A 22,687-nucleotide genomic window follows, 5' to 3' on the forward strand; every position below is an offset into this window, starting at 1 on the left:
TCCCACCGCCTCGGGCACATCGGGGGGCACCTGAGCATCCCACCACATGGTTTCGCGCACGTTGCATACCCATAGTGCCTGGTCGCTGTGACGCAGGTAACGGGGGACCGGCCGATTCCGGGTGCCCGCCCGCCGCCTCCGGTATCGATCGGTACCCCGTCCGGCCCACGGACGGCCTTCTCCCACTACGATCTCCGCCCATGGGGGCCCCGCGGCTCGTACGGCCGCCTCGGCACGCGCGTCCCACGGCACTGGTGAGTGCGGTGGCGACGCTCCTCGCCGCGCTCTTCGTCTGCGCGGGCACCACCGACGCCCCGGCGCACCACGCGGGGGAACGCCGGGTGACGCTCGCCGTCCCGGCCCACCACCCCGGTGAGGCGCGGGTGGCGCTCGGCGCCCGGGCCGACGCGTACGTCTGCCCGTACGACCGCGGCGACTGCTCCCTCTTCCCCTCGCTGAGCCCGGCGGTGCTCACCGCGCCGCCGCTCGACCCGCCGCCGCACGCGGAGGGCCGTCTCCCGCGCCTCGACACGCCGCACCACCCCGGCCGGGCGCCCCGCTCCGGCGCGCAGCCGCGCCCGCCGGACCTGCACGTCCTTCAAGTCCTGCGGACGTAGCGGCCGGATCTGCCTCACCGCTCTTCCCGTACGCCACGCACGTCATGACACCCCTCACCGAAGAAGGACGACATCACCATGGCCGCCAACCGCTCCTCCACCGCCGACCGCCGCGCCCGAATAGAGGAGATGCGCCGCACCGAGCAGGCCCGCGAGCGCCGCAACCGCTTCCTCACGATCGGCGTCGCCGGCGTCGTCGTGCTGGGCCTCGTGGGCTTCGGCGCCTACGTGCTCAACGAGGAGTCCGAGAAGAAGGAGCAGAAGGAGGCCGTCGCCAAGGCCCCCATCAAGGACGAGAAGTCCTGGGACGCCAAGAAGCTCGGCCGCAACCACGTCACCACGGCCGTCACCTACCCGATGAAGCCCCCGGTCGGCGGTGACCACGACCAGGTCTGGCAGAACTGCGACGGCGACGTCTACAAGGCGCCGATCGCCGAGGTGAACGCGGTGCACGCGCTGGAGCACGGCGCCGTCTGGGTCACGTACAGCAAGAAGGCCGCCGAGGCCGACGTGAAGAAGCTGTCCGACAAGGTCGGGAAGACCCCGTACTCCCTGATGAGCCCGGTCGACGACCAGGCCGGCGCGATCATGCTGAGTGCGTGGGGGAAGCAGGTGACGGTGGACGGCGCGAGCGACCCGCGCGTGGACGCCTTCTTCACGAAGTACGTGCAGGGCCCGCAGACCCCGGAGCCGGGCGCCGCCTGCACCGGCGGGATCGGCCAGTGAGCGGCGTCCGGCCCACCCGTACGCAGTGGGCGGCGATCACCGCCGTCGTCCTCGCGCTGCTCTTCGCCGGGGGCGCGGTCACGGTCGCCTCCGCGCAGCGCGAGGAGGCGCCGAGCACGCCCGCGTCCGACTCGGCGGACGCGGGCTTCGCCCGTGACATGTCGGTCCACCACCAGCAGGCCGTCGAGATGTCGTTCATCGTCCGGGACCGTACGACGGACGAGGAGGTGCGCCGGCTGGCGTACGACATCGCCAACACCCAGGCCAACCAGCGCGGCATGATGCTGGGCTGGCTGGACCTGTGGGCCCTGCCGAAGGTCGAGTCGGGCACCGAGCCGATGGCCTGGATGGGCATGGGCATGGGCGGGCACGGCCACGCCGCTCCGGCCGACGGTGCGCTGATGCCGGGCATGGCGACCCGGACCGAGCTGGACCGGCTGCGGAAGGCGGACGGCAAGGAGGCCGAGATCCTCTACCTCCAGCTGATGACCGACCACCACGTGGGCGGTGTCCACATGGCCCGGGGCTGCGTGGAGAAGTGCTCGGTGGAGGTCGAGCGGAGCCTCGCGCAGGGCATGGTCGACGCCCAGGAGTCGGAGATCTCCCTCATGGCGCACCTGCTGGCGAAGCGGGGCGCGAAGCCGCGCGCCTGACGCCCGCGGCCCGCACGGCACGACGGCCCCCACGACCCTCACCGGTCGCGGGGGTCGTCGCGTACGCGGAGAATGGTGGGGGCTCGGGGACGTAGGTACGACGACGTTCTACGGAGGTACGCACCCCATGACCACGGCGAAGGACATCATGCATTCCGGGGCCACCTGGATCCCCCGGCACGAGACGCTCGACCGCGCGGCGCAGATGATGCGGGACCTCAACGTCGGCGCGCTGCCGATCGCCGACCAGGACGAGCGGCTCTGCGGCATCATCACGGACCGTGACATCGTCGTCGGCTGTGTGGCCGCGGGCCACGACCCGTCGAAGGTCACCTGTGGCGAGATGGCGCACGGCACCCCGCGCTGGATCGACGCCGGCTCGGACGTGAGCGAGGTCCTCGACGAGATGACGGGCCACCAGATCAAGCGGCTCCCCGTCATCGAGAACAAGCGCCTGGTCGGGATGATCAGCGAGGCCGATCTGGCGCAGCACCTCGACGACGAGCAGATCAAGGAGTTCTGTACGCGCGTCTACGCCACATCCTGACCGAGCGTCAGCACCGCCCGCGCGACGGCGTCGGGGCGGTCCAGCATCATCAGATGGCCCGACGGTTCGACCGCCTCGTAGCGGGCGCCGAGCCGCCGGGCCAGTGCGCGCTGGCGGCCTGCCCAGCGGGCCGAGCCGTCGGGGGCGGCGAGGACGGCGACGGGGACGCCGTCGGGCATCGGGAAGCGCTCGCGCAGGGCGAGGAGTTCGGCGGCGACGGCGCGGTAGTGGGTGTTCTCCAGGAGCGCTCCCCGAAGGACGCGCGAGGTGCCGTAGACACGGCGCAGGAGCGCTGCGGGCGCCGGGTCGCCGCCCGAGGCGCGGGAGAGGCGGACGGCGGCGCGGCGGACGGCGGGCCCCGCGGCTGCCGGGGCGCCGACGGCGCCGACCAGGGCTCCGAGCCCGCGCGCGGCGGCGGTGCGCAGGGCGGGGGCCGCGGGCGTACGGGTGTGCTCCTCGACGGACGAGTCGACCAGGACGATTCCGGCGGCGCGGTCGGGGCACAGCCGGGCGAAGGCCTCCGCGTGGAATCCGGCGATGGAGTGCCCGACGACGACGGCCGGGCCCGGCAGGCCCAGGGCGTCCAGGAGGGCCGCGATCCGGTGGGCCTCCCCCGCGGCGTCGGGCGCCACGGTGGCCGGAGCGGAGAGGCCGTGTCCCGGCCGGTCGAAGCGGACCACCGTGCGGTGCGGGGTGAGCAGCGGGACGACCGGGTCCCAGTCGAACCAGCTCATGGCGAGGCCGGCGCTGAGGACGCAGACGGGCCCGGAGCCCTCGACGACGACGTGATGGGCCACGCCTCCGATCCGTACGAACACCCGCAAGAACGCCCCCTGCCACGAGTCGGCGAGTAGTCCCGCCAGCCTGCCATGCGGCGGCCCGGCGGCCGCCGCCGGGCCTTCCGAGGGCGTGCGGGGGTGGCCGCCGAGGGGTCCTGAGGGCCGTACCCCAGGACATCGCGTCGCTTTGACGATTACACTGGGCGGGTGCCTCAACTACGCCTCGCTCTGAATCAGATCGACTCGACCGTCGGCGATCTCGCCGCGAACGCCGAGGCGATCGTCCACTGGACCCGGCACTCCGCCGCGCAGGGCGCGCATCTGGTCGCGTTCCCCGAGATGGTGCTGACCGGCTACCCCGTCGAGGACCTCGCGCTGCGGTCGTCCTTCGTCGAGGCGTCACGGGCCGCCCTGCGGGCGCTCGCCCGGCGGCTCGACGACGAGGGCTTCGGGGACCTTCCCGTGATCGTCGGCTATCTCGACCGCTCCGAGCGGGCGCAGCCGAGGTACGGCCAGCCCGCCGGGGCCCCGCAGAACGCCGCCGCGGTCCTGCACCGGGGCGAGGTGGTGCTGTCCTTCGCCAAGCACCACCTGCCCAACTACGGCGTCTTCGACGAGTTCCGCTACTTCGTGCCCGGCGACACGATGCCCGTCCTGCGCGTCCACGGGATCGACGTGGCGCTCGCGATCTGCGAGGACCTGTGGCAGGAGGGCGGCCGGGTCCCGGCGGCCCGCAGTGCGCGCGCCGGCCTCCTGGTGTCTGTCAACGCCTCGCCGTACGAGCGGAACAAGGACGACACCCGGCTCGAACTGGTCCGCAAGCGCGCCCAGGAGGCGGGCTGCGTCACGGCGTATCTCGCGATGATGGGCGGCCAGGACGACCTCGTCTTCGACGGTGACTCGATCGTCGTCGACGCGAGCGGCGAAGTCGTCGCCCGTGCCCCGCAGTTCTCCGAGGGCAGCGTGATCCTCGACCTCGACCTGCCGGCCGCGGCGGCGGACGCGCCGACCGGTGTGGTGGACGACGGGCTGCGGATCGACCGCGTGGTCCTCTCCGAGGACCCGCTGCCGGCGTACGAGCCGGAGCTGACGGGCGGTTACGCCCACCGGCTCGACGACGACGAGGAGATCTATTCGGCGCTGGTCGTCGGCCTGCGGGCGTACGTCGCGAAGAACGGCTTCCGTTCCGTCCTGATCGGCCTGTCGGGCGGAATCGACTCGGCGCTCGTCGCCGCCATCGCCTGCGACGCGGTCGGGGCCGCGAACGTCCACGGCGTCTCCATGCCGTCGAAGTACTCCTCGGACCATTCCCGGAGCGACGCGGCCGAGCTGGCACGCCGCACCGGGCTCGACTTCCGCACGGTGCCGATCGAGCCGATGTTCGACGCGTACATGGGATCGCTCGGCCTCACCGGCCTCGCGGAGGAGAACCTCCAGTCCCGGCTGCGCGGCACGATGCTGATGGCCCTCTCCAACCAGGAGGGTCACATCGTCCTCGCGCCGGGCAACAAGTCGGAGCTGGCGGTGGGCTATTCGACGCTGTACGGCGACTCGGTGGGCGCGTACGGCCCCATCAAGGACGTCTACAAGTCGACCGTGTTCCGGCTGGCGCGCTGGCGCAACCGGGCGGCCGAGGAGCGCGGTCTGACGCCGCCGATCCCGGAGAGTTCGATCTCCAAGCCGCCGAGCGCCGAGCTGCGGCCGGGGCAGGTCGACACGGACTCGCTGCCGGACTACGACGTCCTGGACCGGCTCCTCGAACTGTACGTCGACCGTGACCAGGGCAAGGACGCGATCGTCGCCGCGGGCTTCGACGAGGAGCTGGTGGCGCGGACGCTGCGGATGGTGGACGCCGCGGAGTACAAGCGGCGCCAGTACCCGCCGGGCACGAAGATCTCGGCGAAGGGCTTCGGCAAGGACCGCCGCCTGCCGATCACGAACCGCTGGCGGGAGTCGACGGCCCGCTGACCCGCTCGGGCGCGGCCACCGAGGGGCTTCCCGCGACGACGCGGGAGGCCCTTTCGGCCGTACGGCCCGTCCGGTCCACGGCGCCCGCCACCGCGGCGATCGCGAGGCCCAGCACGGCCAGGCCCGCGCCCACGAGGGTCGGCGAGGTCCAGCCCCAGCCCGCGGCGACGGCCGCGCCGCCGGCCCAGGCGCCGCCCGCGTTGGCGAGGTTGAACGCGGAGTGGTTGGAGGCGGAGGCCAGGGTGGGCGCGTCCTTCGCCTTGTTCATGACCAGCATCTGGAGCGGGGTGGTGGTCATGAATCCGACGGCGCCGAGGACGACGACGGTCACGAGCGCCAGCCACGGCACGTGGATCGTGAAGCGGAAGGCGACCAGGACGACGGCGAGGGCGCCGAGGGAGCCGTACAGGGTCGGCCGCAGCGCCCGGTCCGTCAGCGGGCCCGCGGCGAGCGCCCCGGCGGTCATGCCGATGCCGAAGAGGGCGAGGACGAGCGTGACGGAGGACTCGCCGAAGCCCATCACCTCGGTGGTCATCGAGGCGAGGTAGGAGTAGACGGCGAAGACGCCCGCGAAGCCGAAGACGGCGGTCAGCAGTCCGAGCAGCACCTGCGGGCGGCGGAGCGCGCGCATCTCACGGCCGAGGCTCTGGTGGGACTCGACGGGGACGTACGGAACGAGCCGGGCGAGCGCCGCCATGGCCAGCAGGCCGATGACGGTCACGACGAGGAAGGTGGCACGCCAGCCGAGGTGCTGGCCGAGCAGGGTCGCCGCCGGCACGCCGAGGATGTTGGCGACCGTCAGGCCGAGGAACATCGTGGCGACCGCGCGCGCCTGCCGGTCCTCGGGGACCAGGCGGGCGGCCACGACCGCGCCGACGCCGAAGAACGCGCCGTGCGGCAGGCCGGCGAGGACCCGGCCCGCGATCAGCCAGCCGAAGCCGGGCGCGAGCGCCGAGGCCAGGTTGCCGACGACGAACAGGGCCATCAGCAGGACCAGCATCCGCTTGCGCGGGACGCGGGAGCCGAGGGCGGTGAGCAGCGGGGCGCCGATGACGACCCCGATGGCGTACGCGGAGACGAGGTGGCCGGCCGTGGGGACGGAGGTGCCGAGATCGCCGGCGACGTTGGGCAGCAGGCCCATCATCACGAACTCGGTGGTGCCGATGCCGAAGGCGGAGACGGCGAGCGCGAGCAGCGCCAGGGGCATGAGGAGAGCCTTTCCGGACGTTAGTTCTTCGTCGGAACAAATACTCTCAGGTGGAATGTTCCCGTCGGCTTCGACCGGGCGAGGTTTCGGGCGGGCGGCCGCCCGTGCCGCCCGGCCACGCGGCCGGCGGCGGAGATGCCGGGGGCCGCCCGGTGTCAGTCAGAGCCGGACGCGGGCGGCGATCGGGAGGTGGTCGCTCTTCGTCTGCGGGAGCGACCAGGAGGACACCGGTTCGAGGCCCTTCACCATGATCTGGTCGATCCGCGCCATCGGGAAGGACGCCGGCCAGCTGAAGCCGAAGCCGTCGCCGGAGGCGCCCTGGGTGGAGCGCATCTGGGACGTCACGGCGTTGAGCGAGCGGTCGTTCATGGTGCCGTTGAGGTCGCCGAGCAGCACGATGCGCTCGTTCGGGTCCCCGGCGATGGCCTCGCCCAGCGCGTCGGCGCTGTCGTCCCGCTGGTTGGCGGTGAACCCGGCGTTCAGCTTGACCCGTACCGACGGGAGGTGGGCGACGTACACCGCGACCTCGCCCTTGGGGGTGTCGACGGTGGAGCGCATGGCGCGGGTCCAGCCCATCTTGATGTCGACCTCGCGCGTGTCCGTCAGCGGATACGTGCTCCACAGCCCGACGGTGCCCTGCACGGAGTGGTACGGATACGCGTCGGCCAGGCCCCGTTCGTACACCGGGACCATCTCGCCCTTGAGCTCCTCGAGGGCCACCACGTCGGCGCCGGACGCGGCGATCTGGCGGGCCGTGCCCTCGGGGTCGGGGTTGTCGGCGTTCACGTTGTGGGTGGCGACGGTGAGGTCGCCGCCGGCGGCGGACTTGTCGGTGACCAGCCCGCCGAAGAGATTGAGCCAGACCACGGCCGGGAGCAGCAGGGCGATCAGCGCGGTCGCCGAGCGCCGCAGCAGGGCCAGGACGAGCAGGACGGGCACGAGGAGGCCGAGCCAGGGGAGGAAGGTCTCGGTGAGGCTGCCGAGGTTGCCGATCCGGTTGGGAATCTCGGCGTGGAAGATCATCAGGAACGTGAGCACGGCCGCGCAGACGGCGAGGAGGATGCCGCGGCGCCAGATGCCCCGGTCGCCCCGCCAGCGGTCGAACGCCGATCGGACCCGGGAGGCGGAGCGCTCGTCCCGTGCGCCGCCGTTCTCGGTCTCCGCCATGTCCACCCGCGCCATGTCCGCTGTCCTCACTGCCTTGCTGCCGTGCTGCCTTGCCGTCGTGCGTGGTGCGTCGTGCCACCTTCTCGGACCCGACGTCGACCCTAGGTGATGACGGGCCGGTCGCACTGCCCCGAGGGACGACGGAAGGCGCGCGGCGGGTTCCTGCGCGGGGCGCGTGCGCCGGGGCTGTGACAGAACGCGCACATTCGTACGGGCCGGTCAGGCCGGGGGGCGGACGCCCGCGAGGACGGCGTCGACGACCTGTTCCGGCAGGCCGGGGTCGAGCGTGGCACCCGGCCGGATGATCGTGCGCAGCAGCAGCGGTCCGACGAAGAGGTCGTTGACCAGTTCGATGTCGAGGTCGGCGCGGATCTCCCCGGTCTCCACCCCGCGTCGCAGCACGTCCAGGCCCATGCGGCGGCGCGGCTCGATGACCGTGTGGTGGTAGGCGTCCCAGAGCCGGGGATAGGACCGCATCTGCGAGAAGACGTTGTGCAGGAGGGCGGAGGTCCGCTTGGCCAGGCCGCGCCGCCGCAGCGACTCGAGCAGGGTGACGAGGTCGTCGCGGACGGAGGCGCCGGGCAGCACGGGGTCCGGGGGTTCGACGGAGCGCAGGAGGTCGACGAAGAGTTCCTCCTTGCCGGGCCAGCGGCGGTAGATGGTCGCCTTGCCGACGCCGGCGCCACGGGCGATCTTCTCGATGGAGAGATCGGCCAGCGGGATGCCGTCCTCGAGGAGGGTGATCGCCGCCGCGAAGACGGCCTGCTCGACCCCCTCGGTCCGCGGCCGCCCCCGGCGCGGCACGGCCCCGGCGTCGGACGCCGCGGCGGGGCCGGGCGGCGCGGGCGGGTCCGGGCGCGGGGCGGGTCCGGCGCCCGAGGCGGGGCCGGGGGCAGCGGGCCCGTCCTCGGGCGGGGTGCGCGCGGGGGCCGTAGGCACGTCCTCGCGCGGGGCGGGCTCGTGGCCGTCGCGTGGGTCTGCGGGGACGCCGCCGTCATCCAGGGACACGTTCCGCTCCATCTCTCGCCGTCACCGCAGGTCACCTCGGTCTATCGCCGAGCCGATTCTCCCGTCCCGGCGGAGGGTCCCGGCACGGAGGGCCGCGCGGTGTCGCCGTCCCCGCCGGCCGGACCGCCCGCCCCGGAGGCGGAGCCCCTCACCGCCGCGTCGCCCGGCCCGCCGGCACCGCCCGCCGCCTCCGCCCCCTCGTCGCCGCCGGCACCGTCCGCCGGCGCGCGCCCCGGGAGGAACGCCGCCACCACGACCGCGCCGATCAGGGCGACCGCCGCCGAGCCGGTCGCCGTCACGTGCATCGCGTCGAGGAAGGCGTCGTAGGCGGGCGCCACCAGAGCCTTCCCGGGCGGGCCCAGCTTCTCGGCGACGCCGAGGGTGGCCTCGATCGACTCGCCCGCCGCCGCCCGCAGCGCCGGCGGCAGGCCGGTCAGATGGCCCTCGATCCCGCCCCGGTACGTCGTGGAGAGCACCGACCCGAGGACGGCGACGCCCAGCGCCCCGCCCACCTGCCGGAAGGTGTTGTTGATCGCCGAGCCGGACCCGGCCCTCTCCCTCGGCAGGGTCTGCATCACCGAGACCGTCACCGGCGGCATGATGTGGGCCATTCCGGCGCCCTGGAGGAAGAAGACGATCTCCAGGACCCAGACGGGCGTCGACGCGTCGAAGAAGGCGAAGGCGGCCAGTCCCGCGGCGACGGCCACCATGCCCGCCGTGCACACCGCCTTCGCGCCGAAGCGTTCGACCACCAGCCGGGCGCGCGGCGCGAAGATCATCTGGGCGACGGCCAGCGGCAGGATGAGCAGACCGGACTGGAGCGCGCTGTAGCCGCGCACGCTCTGGAGGTAGAAGGCCGAGAAGAAGGTCACGCCCATGAGGGCGAAGAAGACCAGGGCGATCGCGGCGACGGCGGCGGAGAACGCGGGCTTGCGGAAGTACCCCATGTCGATCGCCGGGTGGTCGCTGCGCCGCTCGTACAGGACGAAGCCGACGAGGACCGCCAGGCCCGCGAGGAGCGGGGCGAGGACGGTGCCATCCGTGAAGTTCGCCAGCTCGCCGCCGCGGATGATCCCGTACACGAGCAGGACGAGGCCGACCACCGAGAGCAGCACGCCCGGGACGTCGATCCGGCCCGGCTTCGGGTCCTTGGAGTCCGGAACCAGCCACATCATCAGCGCCAGGGCGAGGACCACGACCGGGACGTTGACGAGGAAGATCGAGCCCCACCAGAAGTGTTCGAGCAGGACGCCGCCGGTGATCGGGCCGATCGCGATCGCCAGGCCGACGCTGCCGGCCCAGATGCCGATCGCCTTGGGCTGCTCGTCGCGCTCGAAGACGTTCATCAGGATCGCGAGCGTCGCGGGCATGACGAAGGCGGCGCCGAAGCCCATGACCGCCCGGTAACCGATGAGCTCGGCGGGCGATCCGGAGACCGCGGCGAGCGCGGAGCCGATGCCGAAGACGGTGATCCCGAAGAGCAGGACCTTCTTGCGGCCGAGCCGGTCACCGAGGAGGCCGGAGGTGAAGAGGAGACCGGCGAAGACCAGCGTGTAGGAGTTGATCGCCCACTCCAGCTCGCTCTGGGTGGCGCCGATGCCGGTGGGCGCGGGGGCCGCGATCGTCTTCACCGCGACGTTCAGGATCGAGTTGTCGAGGACGACGATCAGCAGGCTGAGCATCAGCACGCCGAGGACGGCCCACCGGCGGCGGTGGACCGCGTCGGGCACGCGGGGCGGCGACGGGCGGGACGGCGGTGCGGTGGAGTGGGGCGGCTGGGGCATGCGACCAGCGTAACGAGATTTCGATACGAGACCGTCTCGTATAGGAATCCTTTGCTCTGCTTTGCGCCATCGTTGCGGTCGTGTGAACAGCGCCACTCCGGCCCACTTCCACCCACTCCCGCGCGAAGTGCCACCATGGACGTGGTCCGGGGACGCCGTCAGGGCGCCTCGAGATGACGAAGGAGCCGTTCACCATGACGCTTCAGGCTGCCTCCAAGAACTCCCCCGACAGCAGCAAGGCGCTGTACGGCGGGACGGGCACGCGCCGCATCACCGTCCACGACATCGCCGCCGCCAAGACCCGCGGCGAGAAGTGGCCCATGCTCACCGCCTACGACGCGATGACCGCGTCCGTCTTCGACGAGGCCGGCATCCCGGTCGTCCTGGTCGGCGACTCCATGGGCAACTGCCATCTCGGCTACGACACCACCGTGCCCGTCACGATGGACGAGATGACGCTGCTCTCCGCCGCCGTCGTGCGGGGCACCAAGCGTGCCCTCGTCGTCGGCGACCTGCCCTTCGGCTCGTACCAGGAAGGGCCCGTCCAGGCCCTGCGCAACGCCACGCGGCTCGTCAAGGACGCCGGCGTCGGGGCGGTCAAGCTGGAGGGCGGCGAGCGTTCGCTGCCGCAGACCGAGCTGCTCGTCCAGGCCGGCATCCCGGTCATGTCCCACCTCGGCCTGACCCCGCAGTCGGTGAACACCATGGGCTACCGCGTGCAGGGCCGCTCCGACGAGGCCGCGCACAAGCTCCTCCGCGACGCCAAGGCGGCCCAGGACGCGGGCGCGTTCGCGGTCGTCCTCGAGCTCGTACCGGCCGAGCTGGCCGCCGAGGTCACCCGCTCCCTGCACATCCCGACCATCGGCATCGGCGCCGGACCCGAGACCGACGCCCAGGTCCTCGTCTGGACCGACATGGCGGGGCTGACCGGCGGCAAGGTGCCGCGGTTCACCAAGCAGTACGCCGACCTGCGCCGCACGCTGGGCGACGCCGCGCGCGCCTTCGCGGACGACGTGGCCGGCGGGGCGTTCCCCGCCGAGGAGCACACCTTCCACTAGCCACCGCGGCACCAACGACAGCCCGCCGACTTCCCCCATCGGCGGGCTGTCGGTCGTCTGTCGGCGGTTTGTCAGTGGTGCCTGGTCTAGTGGGGGCCATGACGCGATCCGCACGCAACGCCGTCGAGGTACGAGGCCTCGTGAAGCACTACGGCGAGACGAAGGCCCTCGACGGGGTCGACCTCGATGTCCGGGAGGGCACGGTCCTCGGGGTCCTCGGCCCCAACGGCGCCGGCAAGACCACGCTCGTCCGCTGTCTCTCCACCCTGATCGTCCCGGACTCCGGGACCGCCGTCGTGGCCGGCTACGACGTGGTGAGGCAGCCCCGCCAGCTCCGCCGGACCATCGGCCTCACCGGTCAGTACGCCTCGGTCGACGAGAAGCTCTCCGGCTGGGAGAACCTCTACATGATCGGGCGGCTGCTCGATCTCTCACGGGGTGACGCCCGGCGCCGCGCCGACGACCTCCTCGAGCGCTTCTCGCTCACCGAGGCCGCCAAGCGGCCCGTGATGAACTACTCCGGCGGCATGCGCCGCCGGCTCGACCTGGCCGCCTCGATGATCGGGCAGCCGGCCGTCCTCTATCTGGACGAGCCCACCACGGGCCTCGACCCGCGCACCCGCAACGAGGTGTGGGACGAGGTGCAGCGGATGGTCTCCGAGGGTGTGACCGTCCTGCTCACCACCCAGTACATGGAAGAGGCCGAGCAGCTCGCGAGCGAGCTGACCGTCATCGACCGCGGTCGCGTCATCGCCAACGGCAAGGTCGACGAGCTCAAGGCGCGGGTCGGCGGCCGCACCCTCAAGCTCCGCCCGGTCGACCCGTCCGACCTGCCCGCCATGGCCGACGCCCTGCGCGAGACCGGCCTCGACGGCATCGCCGGCTCGACCGTCGTCCCCGACGAGGGCGCGCTGTACGTGCCGATCCTCAGCGACGAGCAGCTGACAGCGGTCGTGGGCCTGCTCGGCGCGCGCGGCTTCGCCATCGCCCACATCGGAACCCATCTGCCCAGTCTGGACGAGGTGTTCCTGGCCATCACCGGCCAGAAGACGTCCCTGTCCGACGCGATTCCCGAGGAGGTCGCCGCGTGAGCGCCACCACGACCACACAGCCCGCCACGTCCCCCGTCGACACGTCGGGCCCCGCCCCGGCGCGCGACGGGCGGGGCGGCGAGGGCCGGATCGGCCTGCGGGCCAACCTCCGCCACATCGGTGCCCTGGTCCGGCGCAACGCCCTGCAGATCAAGCAGGACCCCGAGTCGATGTTCGACGTCGTCCTGATGCCGATCATCTTCGTCCTGCTCTTCGTGTACGTCTTCGGTGGCGCGATCTCCGGCAAGGGCAACAACCAGGAGTACGTGAACTACGTGGTTCCCGGTCTGATGGCGATGATGGGCATGAACATCGCCATGGCCGTCGGCACGGGGATCAACGACGACTTCAAGAAGGGGGTCATGGACCGCTTCCGGACGATGCCGATCGCCCGGTCCTCGGTCCTCATCGCGAAGATCGTCGTCGAGATCGGCCGGATGCTGGTCGCCGTCGCCATCCTGCTCGCCATGGGCTTCCTGCTCGGCCTGGAGATCAGGACCTCGATCCTGGACCTCTTCGCCGCCATCGGCCTGTCCATGGTGTTCGGCGCCTCGCTGATGTGGATCTTCATCCTGCTCGGGCTCACCATGAAGACGGCGCAGGCCGTCCAGGGGATGGCCATGATCGTGCTGATGCCGCTCCAGTTCGGTTCCTCGATCTTCGCCCCGCCGACCTCGATGCCCGGCTGGCTGGAGACCTTCACCGACTACAACCCGCTCTCCAACCTCGCCGACGCGGCGCGGAACCTGATCAACGGCGGCCCGGTCGCCGAGTCGGTGTGGATGACCCTCGGCTGGGCGCTGCTCATCACGGTCGTCACGGCACCGCTCGCGGTCGCCAAGTTCCGCAAGAAGACCTGAGCCGTACGGGGGTTCAGGACTCGGCGCGCCTGGTGATCGCGTCGGCGGCGCGGTCGAGCAGGGCGGTGGCCTCCCCGAGGGAGAGGCCGCCGCCCGCGGCGTACGCCGTGTCGTAGGCGGCGTCGCCGAGGGCGGACCGGGCCAGCCGGGTGGCCGCCTCCAGGCTCTCCCGCTCGGGGGGCGAGAGCAGATGGCCCTGCGGGAGGAGCCCGGCGCGGGCTCCGAGCAGCCGGGCCCCGATCTCGGCGCAGGCGCCGCCGAGGCCGGCCAGCGACCAGGCGGCGGTGACCAGGTGGACCGCCGGCATCTGGGGCGCGACCACCATCGACAGCGGGCCGACGGAGCGTTCCATGGCCTGCCGGGCGAGCGGGAACGCGGACTCGTAGCGCCCGTCCAGGTTGTCCAGCCAGGCCAGGCTGCCGAGGGTGAAGCCGCCGAAGATCGACAGGGTCTCCGAGCTGAACTCCTCCAGGACCGCCTGGAGATGCTCGCGGGCCTCGGCGGTCCGACCGGTGCGGCCGAGGTACAGCGCCAGGAAGAGCCGGGCGGCGATCATCGGCTCGTGGCCGCGGGCGGTGCCGGCCTCCAGGACCTCGCGCAGGATCGCCTCGCCCTCCTCGGTCCGTCCGGTGACGTTGAGCATGTCCGCGTAGCGGGCCCGCAGCAGGGCCTTCTGGGACTGGGCACCGATCCGTTCCGCGTAGCCGATGGCGGCCGCGTAGTCCTCGGCGGCGTCCTCGTACTCGCAGCGCTTCTCCCGTGCCTCGCCCCGCGAGGAGAGCGCCTCGGCCGCTCCCCAGGCGTCGTCGAGGCGGACGAAGATCTTCAGACTCTCGTCGGCGTCGGCGCTCGCCTCGCCGGCCCATTCGCTGCGGTTGGCGGAGACGTTGGCGCGCAGCTGGAGGGCGTTGGCCAGTTCCCAGTCGTAGCCGTAGGCGCGGCATGCCTCGACGGTGGTGTCGAGCATCTCCCGCAGCCGGCCCACCTCGCCGGTCAGCAGGACGGCGAAGACGGCGAAGGAGCCGGGCAGTCGGCAGGTCTGCGGCAGCCCGGGGCGGTACCTGGCGGTGATCCGGCGCAGCCGCTCCCCGCCCTCGGGGGTGATCCAGGTGCCGTTCTGGTGGTCCATGTTGAGCAGCTCGACCAGCCGCACCCCGCGTCGGGCCTCCCACAACCGGTCCTCGTCGAGCGGGGGCGGAGCGGCGGTGACGGGTTCGTGGAGCGGTACGACGGGCGGCGCCGAGGGCTCGAAGGGGTCGGGGCCGAGGGCGGCGACGGCCTCGGCCCAGTGCAGGGCGTCGGCGCGCAGGTCGCGCATCTGCCAGTACCAGAGCAGGGAGTGGACGAGGCTGAGGGCCTCGTGCTCGTCGCGGGCGGAGACGGCGCGGCGCAGGGCGGTGCGCAGGTTCTCGTACTCGCGGGTCAGGCGGGCGATGGCCGCGACCTGCCCGCCGCCGCGCAGCTCGGGGTCGGTGGTGCGGGCGACCTCGCGGTAGTGGACGAGGTGCCGTCGCTCGACCGCCGCCCGCTCCCCCGCCTCGTCGAGCCGCTCGGCCGCGTACTCGGCGACGGTCTCCAGGAGGCGGTAGCGCATGTCACCGCCGTCGACGGGCGCGGCGATGACGAGCGACTTGTCGACAAGGGAGCCGAGCGCGTCGAGGACCTGCCCGGCGGCGGGTCCGGCGTGAGCGCCGGCCGTACGGGACGCCCCGGCCGGCCCGGCGGCGGCGGGGGCTCCGGTCCCGGGGGCTCCGGTCCCGGGGGCTCCGGTCCCGGGGGCGGAGCCGGCCGGGGCCTGGGGCCCGGCCTGGTCCGGGGTGGCGCACACCGCCTCGGCCGCCTCCAGGTCGCTGCCGCCGCTGAAGACCGACAGACGGCGCAGGACCGCCCGTTCGGATTCGTCCAGCAGCTCCCAGGACCAGTCGACGACGGCGCGGAGGGTCTGCTGGCGGGGCAGCACCGTACGGGCGCCCGAGGTGAGCAGGCGGAAGCGGTCGTCCAGGCGGTCCGCGATCTGGCGCGGGGTGAGCATCCGCAGCCGTGCGGCGGCCAGTTCGATGGCCAGGGGAAGGCCGTCCAGGCGCCGGCAGATCTCCTCGGCGGCCCGCGGATCGTCCTCGATCCGGAAGCCGGTCCCCGCGGCCGCCCCCCGGTCGGCGAAGAGCCGGAGCGCGGTGTCCTGGGGCAGCGGGCCGACCGGGCGGACCGACTCCCCCGGCACCCCGAGCGGTTCGCGGCTGGTCGCGAGCACGGTCACGCCCGGGCAGCGCGCCAGCAGGGTCTCCGCGAGCTCCGCCGCCGCGCCGACGACGTGTTCGCAGTTGTCGAGCAGCAGGAGCATCCGCCGGGCGGCGCAGTGCTCGACGAGCCGCCCCACCGGGTCGTCGGTTCCGCGCAGCTCCTCCGCGCCCGCGCCGCGCAGCACGGTCTCGCGCGCGCCGACGGCGCCGAGCGTCGCCTCCGGCACCGCCTCCGGATCGGTGACGGGCGCGAGTTCGACCAGCCAGACCCCGTCCGGCCACTCTCCGGCGCCGGCCGCGCGTTCGGCGGCCTCCTGCGAGAGCCGAGTCTTGCCGGCCCCGCCGGGGCCGAGGAGGGTGACCAGGCGGGCGCGCGTCAGGTCGTCCCGTACGGCGGCGATGTCGTCCTCGCGGCCGACGAAACTGGTCAGCCGGGCCCGGAGGTTGCCGACGACGGCCAGGGGCGGCGGCGGGGCACCGGTCGTCCGGACGGCGGACCGGCCGGAGCCGGATACGGAATCGGCATCGGATGTGGCTGTGAAGGAGGAACCTCCGGCGGTGCTCCGCCGGGACGCGGCTCCGGAACCGGCGGTACCGGAACCGACGGCACCGACGGTCCCACCCGAGCCGGCCACCGGCGCGTCGGCGGCGGGGCCCGCCCGCCCGCCTTCGGACGCCCTGGCCCGTGGGGTCCCGGCGGACGGGCCGGGGCCGCCCGGCCGTTTCACGCCCCGGGGCTCCGGAGGCGCCGTCGGGGTCTCCTGGCAGAGCAGGTCCGCGTGGAGGGCGCGCAGCGCCGGGGAGGGGTCGGTGCCCAGGCGGTTGGCGAGCGCTCGGCGGAGCGTCTCGTAGGCGAGCAGCGCCTCCGCCGTCCGCCCCGTGTCGCGCAGGGCCCGGATCCGCAGGGCCTGGAGCGGCTCGTCGAGGGGGTGGGCCTCGCAGAGTGCGATCAGCTCGGGAAGGGCCGAGGCCGCGTCGCCGAGGGTCAGGGCCGCCCCGAAGCGGGCGCGCCGGGCGTCCAGTCGGCGGGCTTCCCAGCGCGTGGCCTCCGCGGCCCGGTCGGGCAGGTCGGCGAGGGCAGGTCCCCGCCACAGGCCGAGCGCCTCGTCGAGGAGGGCCGCGGCCCGGGCGGGGTCGCCCGCCGCCAGTTCCCGCGCCCCTTCCGCCGCCAGCCGCTCGAAGCGGTGCGCGTCGACGTCCTCGGGGCCCGCGGCCAGGGCGTAGCCGCCGTCCGCCGAGATCACGGCCTCGCGCCCGAGTGCCCGCCGTACCCGGCCCACCAGGGCCTGGAGCGCGGCGGCGGCGTCGGCGGGCGGTTCCCCGCCCCACACCTCCTCGACGAGGAGGGCGACCGGCACGGTCCGTCCCGCTCGCAGCGCCAGGACGGTCAGCAGGGCGCGCAGCCGCGGCCCGCCGACCGCGACGGGGATCCCGTGAGCGGTGTGGACCTGGGTGGGGCCGAGGACGGAATAGCGCACAGGCCCTATTCTCCGTGAGCCGGGGATCACCGCAGGAACTCACCCCCGCCCCGGCACGTTCCTCGCACACACCCGCCGCTTCCCAGGGAGTCCCACCGATGTCCACGGCCACCACCCGCAGCCACGAGCGCAGGATCAGCCCGGTCTTCCTGGCGATCCTCGCCGTCATGGGCGTCACCGGCTGGGCCGTGTGGACCGGCTTCGCGGCCTCCCCGGGGCTCGCGGTCTTCCTCTTCGTGACCTCGGCGTGGGTCGTCTCGCTCTGTCTCCACGAGTACGCGCACGCCCGCACCGCCCTGCACGGCGGGGACATCACGGTCGGCGCGAAGGGCTACCTCACGCTGAATCCGCTCGCCTACACCCATGCCGTCCTGAGCATCATCCTGCCGGTGCTCTTCGTGATCATGGGCGGTATCGGTCTGCCGGGCGGCGCGGTCTTCATCGAGCAGGGCCGGGTCAAGGGCCGCTGGAAGCACAGCCTGATCTCGGCCGCGGGCCCGCTCACCAACGTCCTGTTCGCGATCGTGTGCACGGCGCCGTTCTGGCTGGACGCGCTGGACGGCGTCCCGCTCGCCTTCCGGTACGCGCTGGCGTTCCTGGCGTTCCTCCAGGTGACGGCCGCGCTGTTGAACTTCCTGCCGGTGCCGGGCCTCGACGGTTACGGGGTGGTCGAGCCCTGGCTCTCGTACAAGGTGAAGCGCCAGATCGAGCCGTACGCCCCGTACGGCTTCTTCGTCGTGATCGCGCTGCTCTTCGTCCCGGCGGTCAACGGCGCGTTCTTCGACGCGATCGACGCGCTGATGCGGGCGCTCGGTGTGCCGGAGATCTCCCGCTACTGCGGATCGAACCTCTACCGCTTCTGGCAGGAGACGCCCGAGCTCTGCCGGATCTGAGGGGGGTCAGGACCCCTGGATCCGGGCGCGTCGGAGGTAATACCAGGCCATGTTGGAGGAGAGGCCGGCGAGAAGCACCCAGATCACGCCGAGCCAGCTGCCCGAGACGAAGGAGACGACCGCCGCCACGACGGCGAGGACGCAGACGGCGAGGGCGTAGAGAGCGAGGCGGGGCATGGGGGTCGGCTCCTGTCCGGGTACGGCTGATGGTGCCCGTCCAGTGTCCCCCATGCCCGGAGGCGCTCAGACGTCGGTGACGCGCAGGCCCGCGTGCGCCTTGTACCGGCGGTTGACGGAGATCAGGTTGGCGACGAGCGACTCGACCTGGTGGGCGTTGCGCAGCCGGCCCGCGAAGACGCCGCGCATGCCGGGGATCCGGCCGGCGAGCGCCTGGACGATCTCGACGTCGGCACGCTCCTCCCCGAGGACCATCACGTCCGTGTCGATCTCGGCGATGGAGGCGTCCTGGAGCAGGACGGCGGAGAGGTGGTGGAAGGCGGCGGCCACGCGGGAGTCCGGCAGCAGCGCGGCGGCCTGCTCGGCGGCCGAGCCCTCCTCGGGCTTGAGGGCGTAGGCGCCCTTCTTGTCGAAACCGAGGGGGTTGACGCAGTCGACGACGAGCTTGCCGGCGAGCTGCTCCCGCAGGGACTTCAGGGTGTCGGCGTGCCCGTCCCACGGGACGGCGACGATCACGATGTCGCTGCGCCGGGCGCACTCGGCGTTGTCCGCGCCCTCGACGCCGAGGCCGAGCTCGTCGGCCGCGGCGCGGGCGCGGTCGGCGGCGCGGGATCCGATGATCACCTTCTGGCCGGCCTGGGCGAGCCGGTAGGCGAGGCCGCGCCCCTGGTCGCCGGTGCCGCCGAGGACGCCGACGACCAGTCCGGACACGTCGGGCAGGTCCCAGGGGTCCTTGGGCGCGGGGGTGGGGTTCGTGGAAGTCATGGCCCCGACATTACTGGCCGGTCGCTCCGGCCCCCATCCCCTTCGGGCCGGGAACCGTCGGGCGTCCCGTACGACCGGAAGGGCCCGGAGTCCCGTACGGGTGGAACCCCGGGCAACCGGCCGCGCGCGGGGGCCGGCTGAGGCAGGATGCGGCCCCATGGATGCCGTACGCGTCGCGTTGCTGCGGGACGTGCTCGCCGGGACCGAGTGGCCGCGCGCCGCCCGGCGGTTCGCGGGCACCCTCCGGTCGTCCGTGGTGCCGCACCGGGGCGGTCTGCTGCTGGTGGGGACGGCGGAGTACGAGCCGTGGCATCTGGCGGCGCATCTGGTGGACGAGGCGGCCTGGTCGGGTCTGCCGGAGCTGGCGCCCACGCTGGTACGGCACCGGGCGCGGCCGGGCGACCCGGCCCATCTGGCGGTGGGGCTCGGCCGTCTGGAGTCGGCGGGGCGCGGGGCGACGCTGCTGATGGTGGCGCCGGAGCGGCCGGACGCCGGGCTCCTGGAACGCGTCCACGACGCCCGGCGGGCGGGGGCGACGGTCATGGCCCTGGACCGCGGGGATCCGGAGGTGCGCGGACTGGCCCACGAGGCGCTGACCGTGGACCCGGCGGCCGATGTCGACCTGGACCTGGTCCAGCACCTGGTCAGCGCCGCGGCCGGCGAGAACAGCCTGCCGTCGCCGCGCGGCCGGCGCCGCTTCCGTGACCGCCTCTCCCGGCTGGCGGACCATCTGACGGCTCCCCCGCCTCCGCGCTGGTAGCGGGAGCGCTTCGGCCGGAGAGCGGACGGCGGGGGCGCGGGCCGGAGAAGGGACGGTGCGGCGCGAGCGGAGGCGGGCCGTGGCGGGACGGCCCTCGGCCCCGCGGCCGGTAAATCGGTTGCCCTCGGTGACGGGCCGACGGAGCATGTCCGCTCGTGATGGCGAAGCTCTCCTCCCTGCTCCCCGATCCCGCTCCGTGGCGGGCCTCGGCCGACTTCCGGCTGTTGTGGATCCAGGGCCTGGTCACGTATTTCAGCAGCTTCATGGCGATGATCGCCCTGCCGTTGCAGATCAAGGACCTGACCGGCTCGCCGCTGGCCGTGGGCGCGATGGGTCTCGTCGAGCTGGTGCCGCTCGTCGTGTTCGGGCTCTACGGCGGCGCGCTCGCAGACGCCGTCGACCGGCGGAAGGTGATCGTCGCGACCGAGGCGGGGCTCGGGCTGCTCGCCCTGATCCTGCTGGTCAACGCCGTACTCCCGTCCCCCGTGCTGTGGCCGCTGTACGTCGTCGCCGCCGGGGTCTCGGCGCTGGCCGGGCTCCAGCGGCCCGCCCTCGACTCCCTCATGGCGAGGATCGTGCCGCACGAGCACCAGACGGCCGCGGCGGCGCTGAACTCCCTGCGCTGGCAGATGGGCGCGATCGCGGGACCGGCGCTCGCGGGCCTGGTGGTGGCGTACGCGGGGCACGCCACGGCCTACGGCGTGACGGTCCTCGGCTTCGCCCTCTCCGTCCTGCTCTGCCGCCGGCTGTCCCCCGCACCGCCCGCGCACGACGCCGAGAAGCCGTCCCTGCGCGGTATCGCGGAGGGCGCGCGGTACGCGTGGTCGCGGCCGGTGCTCCTCGGCACGTACGCGATCGACCTCGCGGCGATGTTCTTCGCGTTCCCGAACACGATCTTCCCGTTCCTCGCGGACGACCTGGACGCCGAATGGTCGCTCGGTCTGATGTACGCGGCGGGATCGGTCGGCTCGCTCGTGCTCGGCCTGACCAGCGGCTGGACCTCGCGTATCCGCCGGCACGGGCTGCTCGTGGTGTGCGGGGCGGCGGGGTGGGGCCTGGCGATCGCAGCCGCGGGCTGGTTCTCGAACGTGTGGCTCGTGTTGCTCTGTCTGGGTTTCGCGGGCGCCGGCGACATGCTGAGCGGCCTGGGCCGCTCCACGATCTGGAACCAGACGATCCCCGAGGAGCTGCGCGGCCGCCTGGCCGGCATCGAGGTCCTGTCGTACAGCGTGGGCCCCCAGCTGGGCCAGGTCCGGGCGGGCGCGATGGCCGGCTGGACCGGCACGCGGGCGGCGGTGTGGACCGGCGGTGTCGCCTGCGTCGCCTCCGTGGGCCTGCTCTGCCTCGCCCTGCCCAGGCTGCTCACCTACGACGCGACGACGGACGCGGACGCGGCGCGTCACAAGGCGCGGCAGGAGCGGGAGCGCGAGCGGGATACGGAGGAGGCCGGGACCGAGGCCCCGGCCTGACCGATGGCGGAAACCGACCGAGCAGCCGCCTGACCGACCGCCCGGCCGATCGCGGACCGGGCCGTCCGACCGAGCAGCCGCCTGACCGACCGCCCGGCCGATCGCGCACCAAGCTGTCCGACCGACCGCGGACCCGGCCGCCCGCGCGGCCGGCGGTCCGCCGGGCCCGGCCGTCCCCGGGGGCGCTATTCCCCGCGGCCGTCCGGCTTCGGGGCGTCGTGCCACTTCGGGTCGTTCTCCCACTCCAGATTGCGTTCCCGCGCGGTCTCCATCGCGTGGGACGCCTCCTCACGGCTGGTGTACGGACCGAAGCGGTTCTTGGAGGGGCACTCCGGGCCCTCCTCGACCTTCTTGTGCTCCAGGCAGTAGTACCACTCGCCCGGTTTGCCCGCCGTGCGCTTCTTGAACAGGGCCATCGTCGGCTCCTTCCTCTGTCGCCATGCTGCCCCAGACGCGGTCGTTAGACTCGCTGGTATGTCTGGCCAGTCGCTTCTCGTACCGGGGGAGCTCTCCCCCCACCGCTCCGTTCCCGGAGCCATCCGCCGTCCCGAGTACGTCGGCAAACCCGCTCCTACCCCGTATACGGGACCCGAGGTGCAGGATTCCGAGACCATCGAGCGGATGCGGATCGCAGGCCGCATCGCCGCGCAGGCGATGGAGGAGGCCGCCAAGCACATCTCCCCGGGCGTGACCACGGACGAACTGGACCGGGTCGCGCACGAGTTCATGTGCGACCACGGGGCCTACCCGTCCACGCTCGGCTACCGCGGCTTCCCGAAGTCGCTGTGTTCCTCGGTCAACGAGGTCATCTGCCACGGCATCCCGGACTCGACCGTGCTGCGCGACGGCGACATCGTGAACCTCGACGTCACGGCGTACATCCACGGCGTCCACGGCGACAACAACGCCACCTACCTCTGCGGCGACGTGGACGAGGAGTCGCGGCTGCTGGTGGAGCGGACCCGGGAGTCGCTGAACCGCGCGATCAAGGCCGTGAAGCCGGGCCGGCAGATCAACATCATCGGACGGGTCATCGAGTCGTACGCCAAGCGCTTCGGCTACGGCGTCGTGCGCGACTTCACCGGGCACGGCATCAACTCGTCCTTCCACTCCGGCCTGATCATCCCGCACTACGACTCCCCGCACGCGACGACCGTCATCCAGCCCGGCATGACGTTCACGATCGAGCCGATGCTGACGCTGGGCACGCACGAGTACGACATGTGGGACGACGGCTGGACCGTGGTCACGAAGGACCGGAAGCGGACGGCGCAGTTCGAGCACACGCTGGTCGTGACGGAGACCGGAACCGAGATTCTGACGTTGCCCTGACGTCCCGGCGGGGTAGCGTTTTTACCGACAGGCAGTCGGGAACCAATTGACTTAGGTAAGCCTAAGCAGCAGGATCTTCTCAGGTTCCCGTCCCATCGGTCCCGGAGG

Annotated in this window: 21 protein-coding genes; 12 read left to right on the forward strand and 9 right to left on the reverse strand. The window is 73.0% G+C overall.

What is annotated here, in order from left to right:
• Positions 1–200 precede the first annotated feature (200 nt).
• The 4 genes from ACZ68P_RS02330 to ACZ68P_RS02345 all read left to right on the forward strand — a co-directional run bounded on the left by ACZ68P_RS02330 (position 201) and on the right by ACZ68P_RS02345 (position 2,543).
• Positions 201–617 carry a hypothetical protein gene (locus ACZ68P_RS02330; RefSeq protein WP_471001305.1) on the forward strand — a complete coding sequence of 139 codons (417 nt, stop codon included), beginning with the start codon at positions 201–203 and terminating at the stop codon, positions 615–617.
• Positions 618–695: 78 nt separating this feature from the next.
• A complete protein-coding gene (locus ACZ68P_RS02335; protein WP_471001308.1) occupies positions 696–1,343 on the forward strand; it encodes a DUF3105 domain-containing protein in 648 nt (215 codons plus the stop codon).
• Positions 1,340–1,996: a DUF305 domain-containing protein gene (locus ACZ68P_RS02340; RefSeq protein ID WP_471001311.1), complete on the forward strand. Its 657-nt coding sequence runs from the start codon at positions 1,340–1,342 to the stop codon at positions 1,994–1,996. Before ACZ68P_RS02335 ends, ACZ68P_RS02340 begins: the two co-directional genes overlap by 4 nt.
• A 127-nt stretch (positions 1,997–2,123) precedes the next feature.
• Complete coding sequence (locus ACZ68P_RS02345; RefSeq protein ID WP_471001315.1) at positions 2,124–2,543, forward strand: CBS domain-containing protein; 420 nt, start codon at positions 2,124–2,126, stop codon at positions 2,541–2,543.
• Here ACZ68P_RS02345 and ACZ68P_RS02350 read toward each other — a convergent pair.
• On the reverse strand, positions 2,528–3,349 hold the full coding sequence (locus tag ACZ68P_RS02350; RefSeq protein ID WP_471002397.1) for an alpha/beta fold hydrolase: 822 nt from the start codon (positions 3,347–3,349) through the stop codon (positions 2,528–2,530). The genes ACZ68P_RS02345 and ACZ68P_RS02350 overlap by 16 nt on opposite strands.
• Positions 3,350–3,529: 180 nt before the next feature.
• Here ACZ68P_RS02350 and ACZ68P_RS02355 point away from each other — a divergent pair, with 180 nt between their 5' ends.
• Entirely contained in the window at positions 3,530–5,290 is a 1,761-nt protein-coding gene (locus ACZ68P_RS02355; protein ID WP_471001319.1) for an NAD+ synthase, read from the forward strand.
• On the opposite strand, the gene ACZ68P_RS02360 is transcribed toward ACZ68P_RS02355, so the two are convergent.
• The 4 genes from ACZ68P_RS02360 to ACZ68P_RS02375 all read right to left on the reverse strand — a co-directional run bounded on the left by ACZ68P_RS02360 (position 5,256) and on the right by ACZ68P_RS02375 (position 10,456).
• The gene (locus ACZ68P_RS02360; RefSeq protein ID WP_471001322.1) at positions 5,256–6,497 is read right to left on the reverse strand and encodes an MFS transporter; all 1,242 of its coding nucleotides are present in this window, start codon (positions 6,495–6,497) and stop codon (positions 5,256–5,258) included. The two genes, ACZ68P_RS02355 and ACZ68P_RS02360, sit on opposite strands and share 35 nt — an antisense overlap.
• Before the next feature lie 159 nt (positions 6,498–6,656).
• Positions 6,657–7,679: an endonuclease/exonuclease/phosphatase family protein gene (locus tag ACZ68P_RS02365; RefSeq protein ID WP_471001325.1), complete on the reverse strand. Its 1,023-nt coding sequence runs from the start codon at positions 7,677–7,679 to the stop codon at positions 6,657–6,659.
• A gap of 204 nt (positions 7,680–7,883) precedes the next feature.
• A complete protein-coding gene (locus ACZ68P_RS02370; RefSeq protein ID WP_471002400.1) occupies positions 7,884–8,468 on the reverse strand; it encodes a TetR/AcrR family transcriptional regulator in 585 nt (194 codons plus the stop codon).
• A gap of 245 nt (positions 8,469–8,713) precedes the next feature.
• A complete protein-coding gene (locus tag ACZ68P_RS02375; protein ID WP_471001328.1) occupies positions 8,714–10,456 on the reverse strand; it encodes an MFS transporter in 1,743 nt (580 codons plus the stop codon).
• 194 nt (positions 10,457–10,650) lie between these two features.
• On the opposite strand from ACZ68P_RS02375, the gene panB reads away from it, so the two are divergent.
• The 3 genes from panB to ACZ68P_RS02390 all read left to right on the forward strand — a co-directional run bounded on the left by panB (position 10,651) and on the right by ACZ68P_RS02390 (position 13,465).
• Positions 10,651–11,514: a 3-methyl-2-oxobutanoate hydroxymethyltransferase gene (gene panB, locus ACZ68P_RS02380; protein WP_471001331.1), complete on the forward strand. Its 864-nt coding sequence runs from the start codon at positions 10,651–10,653 to the stop codon at positions 11,512–11,514.
• A gap of 98 nt (positions 11,515–11,612) precedes the next feature.
• Positions 11,613–12,605: an ATP-binding cassette domain-containing protein gene (locus tag ACZ68P_RS02385; RefSeq protein ID WP_471001334.1), complete on the forward strand. Its 993-nt coding sequence runs from the start codon at positions 11,613–11,615 to the stop codon at positions 12,603–12,605.
• A complete protein-coding gene (locus ACZ68P_RS02390) occupies positions 12,602–13,465 on the forward strand; it encodes an ABC transporter permease (RefSeq protein ID WP_471001337.1) in 864 nt (287 codons plus the stop codon). Before ACZ68P_RS02385 ends, ACZ68P_RS02390 begins: the two co-directional genes overlap by 4 nt.
• Positions 13,466–13,478: 13 nt before the next feature.
• Here the strand turns inward: ACZ68P_RS02390 and ACZ68P_RS02395 are convergent, their stop codons facing one another.
• Positions 13,479–17,183, reverse strand: coding sequence for an AfsR/SARP family transcriptional regulator (locus tag ACZ68P_RS02395; RefSeq protein ID WP_471001340.1), 3,705 nt, complete (start codon positions 17,181–17,183; stop codon positions 13,479–13,481).
• Between the two features lie 98 nt (positions 17,184–17,281).
• Between ACZ68P_RS02395 and ACZ68P_RS02400 the strand changes: the two genes are divergently transcribed.
• Entirely contained in the window at positions 17,282–18,076 is a 795-nt protein-coding gene (locus ACZ68P_RS02400; RefSeq protein WP_471001343.1) for a site-2 protease family protein, read from the forward strand.
• Between the two features lie 6 nt (positions 18,077–18,082).
• Here ACZ68P_RS02400 and ACZ68P_RS02405 read toward each other — a convergent pair whose 3' ends face one another.
• Together ACZ68P_RS02405 and npdG are read right to left on the reverse strand one after the other, a co-directional pair.
• On the reverse strand, positions 18,083–18,307 hold the full coding sequence (locus tag ACZ68P_RS02405) for a hypothetical protein (protein ID WP_471001346.1): 225 nt from the start codon (positions 18,305–18,307) through the stop codon (positions 18,083–18,085).
• A gap of 12 nt (positions 18,308–18,319) precedes the next feature.
• Positions 18,320–19,018, reverse strand: coding sequence for an NADPH-dependent F420 reductase (npdG, locus tag ACZ68P_RS02410; protein ID WP_471001349.1), 699 nt, complete (start codon positions 19,016–19,018; stop codon positions 18,320–18,322).
• A gap of 157 nt (positions 19,019–19,175) precedes the next feature.
• On the opposite strand from npdG, the gene ACZ68P_RS02415 reads away from it, so the two are divergent.
• Positions 19,176–19,778, forward strand: a complete 603-nt coding sequence (locus ACZ68P_RS02415; protein WP_471001352.1) for a hypothetical protein — start codon at positions 19,176–19,178, stop codon at positions 19,776–19,778.
• A gap of 158 nt (positions 19,779–19,936) precedes the next feature.
• On the forward strand, positions 19,937–21,247 hold the full coding sequence (locus tag ACZ68P_RS02420; RefSeq protein ID WP_471001355.1) for an MFS transporter: 1,311 nt from the start codon (positions 19,937–19,939) through the stop codon (positions 21,245–21,247).
• Positions 21,248–21,432: 185 nt separating this feature from the next.
• Here the strand turns inward: ACZ68P_RS02420 and ACZ68P_RS02425 are convergent, their stop codons facing one another.
• The gene (locus tag ACZ68P_RS02425; protein WP_471001358.1) at positions 21,433–21,663 is read right to left on the reverse strand and encodes a hypothetical protein; all 231 of its coding nucleotides are present in this window, start codon (positions 21,661–21,663) and stop codon (positions 21,433–21,435) included.
• 58 nt (positions 21,664–21,721) lie between these two features.
• Here ACZ68P_RS02425 and map point away from each other — a divergent pair, with 58 nt between their 5' ends.
• The gene (gene map, locus ACZ68P_RS02430; RefSeq protein WP_471001361.1) at positions 21,722–22,579 is read left to right on the forward strand and encodes a type I methionyl aminopeptidase; all 858 of its coding nucleotides are present in this window, start codon (positions 21,722–21,724) and stop codon (positions 22,577–22,579) included.
• Positions 22,580–22,687: the final 108 nt, after the last annotated feature.

The sequence above is a fragment of the Streptomyces sp. NPDC036822 genome (genome assembly GCF_055609145.1).

What these genes read in the sequence shown, in the direction of transcription:
- ACZ68P_RS02330 (WP_471001305.1), top strand. Translation starts at nt 201, where the DNA reads ATGGGGGCCCCGCGGCTCGTACGGCCGCCTCGGCACGCGCGTCCCACG.
- ACZ68P_RS02335 (WP_471001308.1), top strand. Translation starts at nt 696, where the DNA reads ATGGCCGCCAACCGCTCCTCCACCGCCGACCGCCGCGCCCGAATAGAG.
- ACZ68P_RS02345 (WP_471001315.1), top strand. Translation starts at nt 2,124, where the DNA reads ATGACCACGGCGAAGGACATCATGCATTCCGGGGCCACCTGGATCCCC.
- ACZ68P_RS02360 (WP_471001322.1), bottom strand. Translation starts at nt 6,497, where the DNA reads ATGCCCCTGGCGCTGCTCGCGCTCGCCGTCTCCGCCTTCGGCATCGGC.
- ACZ68P_RS02365 (WP_471001325.1), bottom strand. Translation starts at nt 7,679, where the DNA reads ATGGCGCGGGTGGACATGGCGGAGACCGAGAACGGCGGCGCACGGGAC.
- ACZ68P_RS02375 (WP_471001328.1), bottom strand. Translation starts at nt 10,456, where the DNA reads ATGCCCCAGCCGCCCCACTCCACCGCACCGCCGTCCCGCCCGTCGCCG.
- panB (WP_471001331.1), top strand. Translation starts at nt 10,651, where the DNA reads ATGACGCTTCAGGCTGCCTCCAAGAACTCCCCCGACAGCAGCAAGGCG.
- ACZ68P_RS02385 (WP_471001334.1), top strand. Translation starts at nt 11,613, where the DNA reads ATGACGCGATCCGCACGCAACGCCGTCGAGGTACGAGGCCTCGTGAAG.
- ACZ68P_RS02400 (WP_471001343.1), top strand. Translation starts at nt 17,282, where the DNA reads ATGTCCACGGCCACCACCCGCAGCCACGAGCGCAGGATCAGCCCGGTC.
- ACZ68P_RS02405 (WP_471001346.1), bottom strand. Translation starts at nt 18,307, where the DNA reads ATGGGGGACACTGGACGGGCACCATCAGCCGTACCCGGACAGGAGCCG.
- npdG (WP_471001349.1), bottom strand. Translation starts at nt 19,018, where the DNA reads ATGACTTCCACGAACCCCACCCCCGCGCCCAAGGACCCCTGGGACCTG.
- ACZ68P_RS02415 (WP_471001352.1), top strand. Translation starts at nt 19,176, where the DNA reads ATGGATGCCGTACGCGTCGCGTTGCTGCGGGACGTGCTCGCCGGGACC.
- ACZ68P_RS02420 (WP_471001355.1), top strand. Translation starts at nt 19,937, where the DNA reads ATGGCGAAGCTCTCCTCCCTGCTCCCCGATCCCGCTCCGTGGCGGGCC.
- ACZ68P_RS02425 (WP_471001358.1), bottom strand. Translation starts at nt 21,663, where the DNA reads ATGGCCCTGTTCAAGAAGCGCACGGCGGGCAAACCGGGCGAGTGGTAC.
- map (WP_471001361.1), top strand. Translation starts at nt 21,722, where the DNA reads ATGTCTGGCCAGTCGCTTCTCGTACCGGGGGAGCTCTCCCCCCACCGC.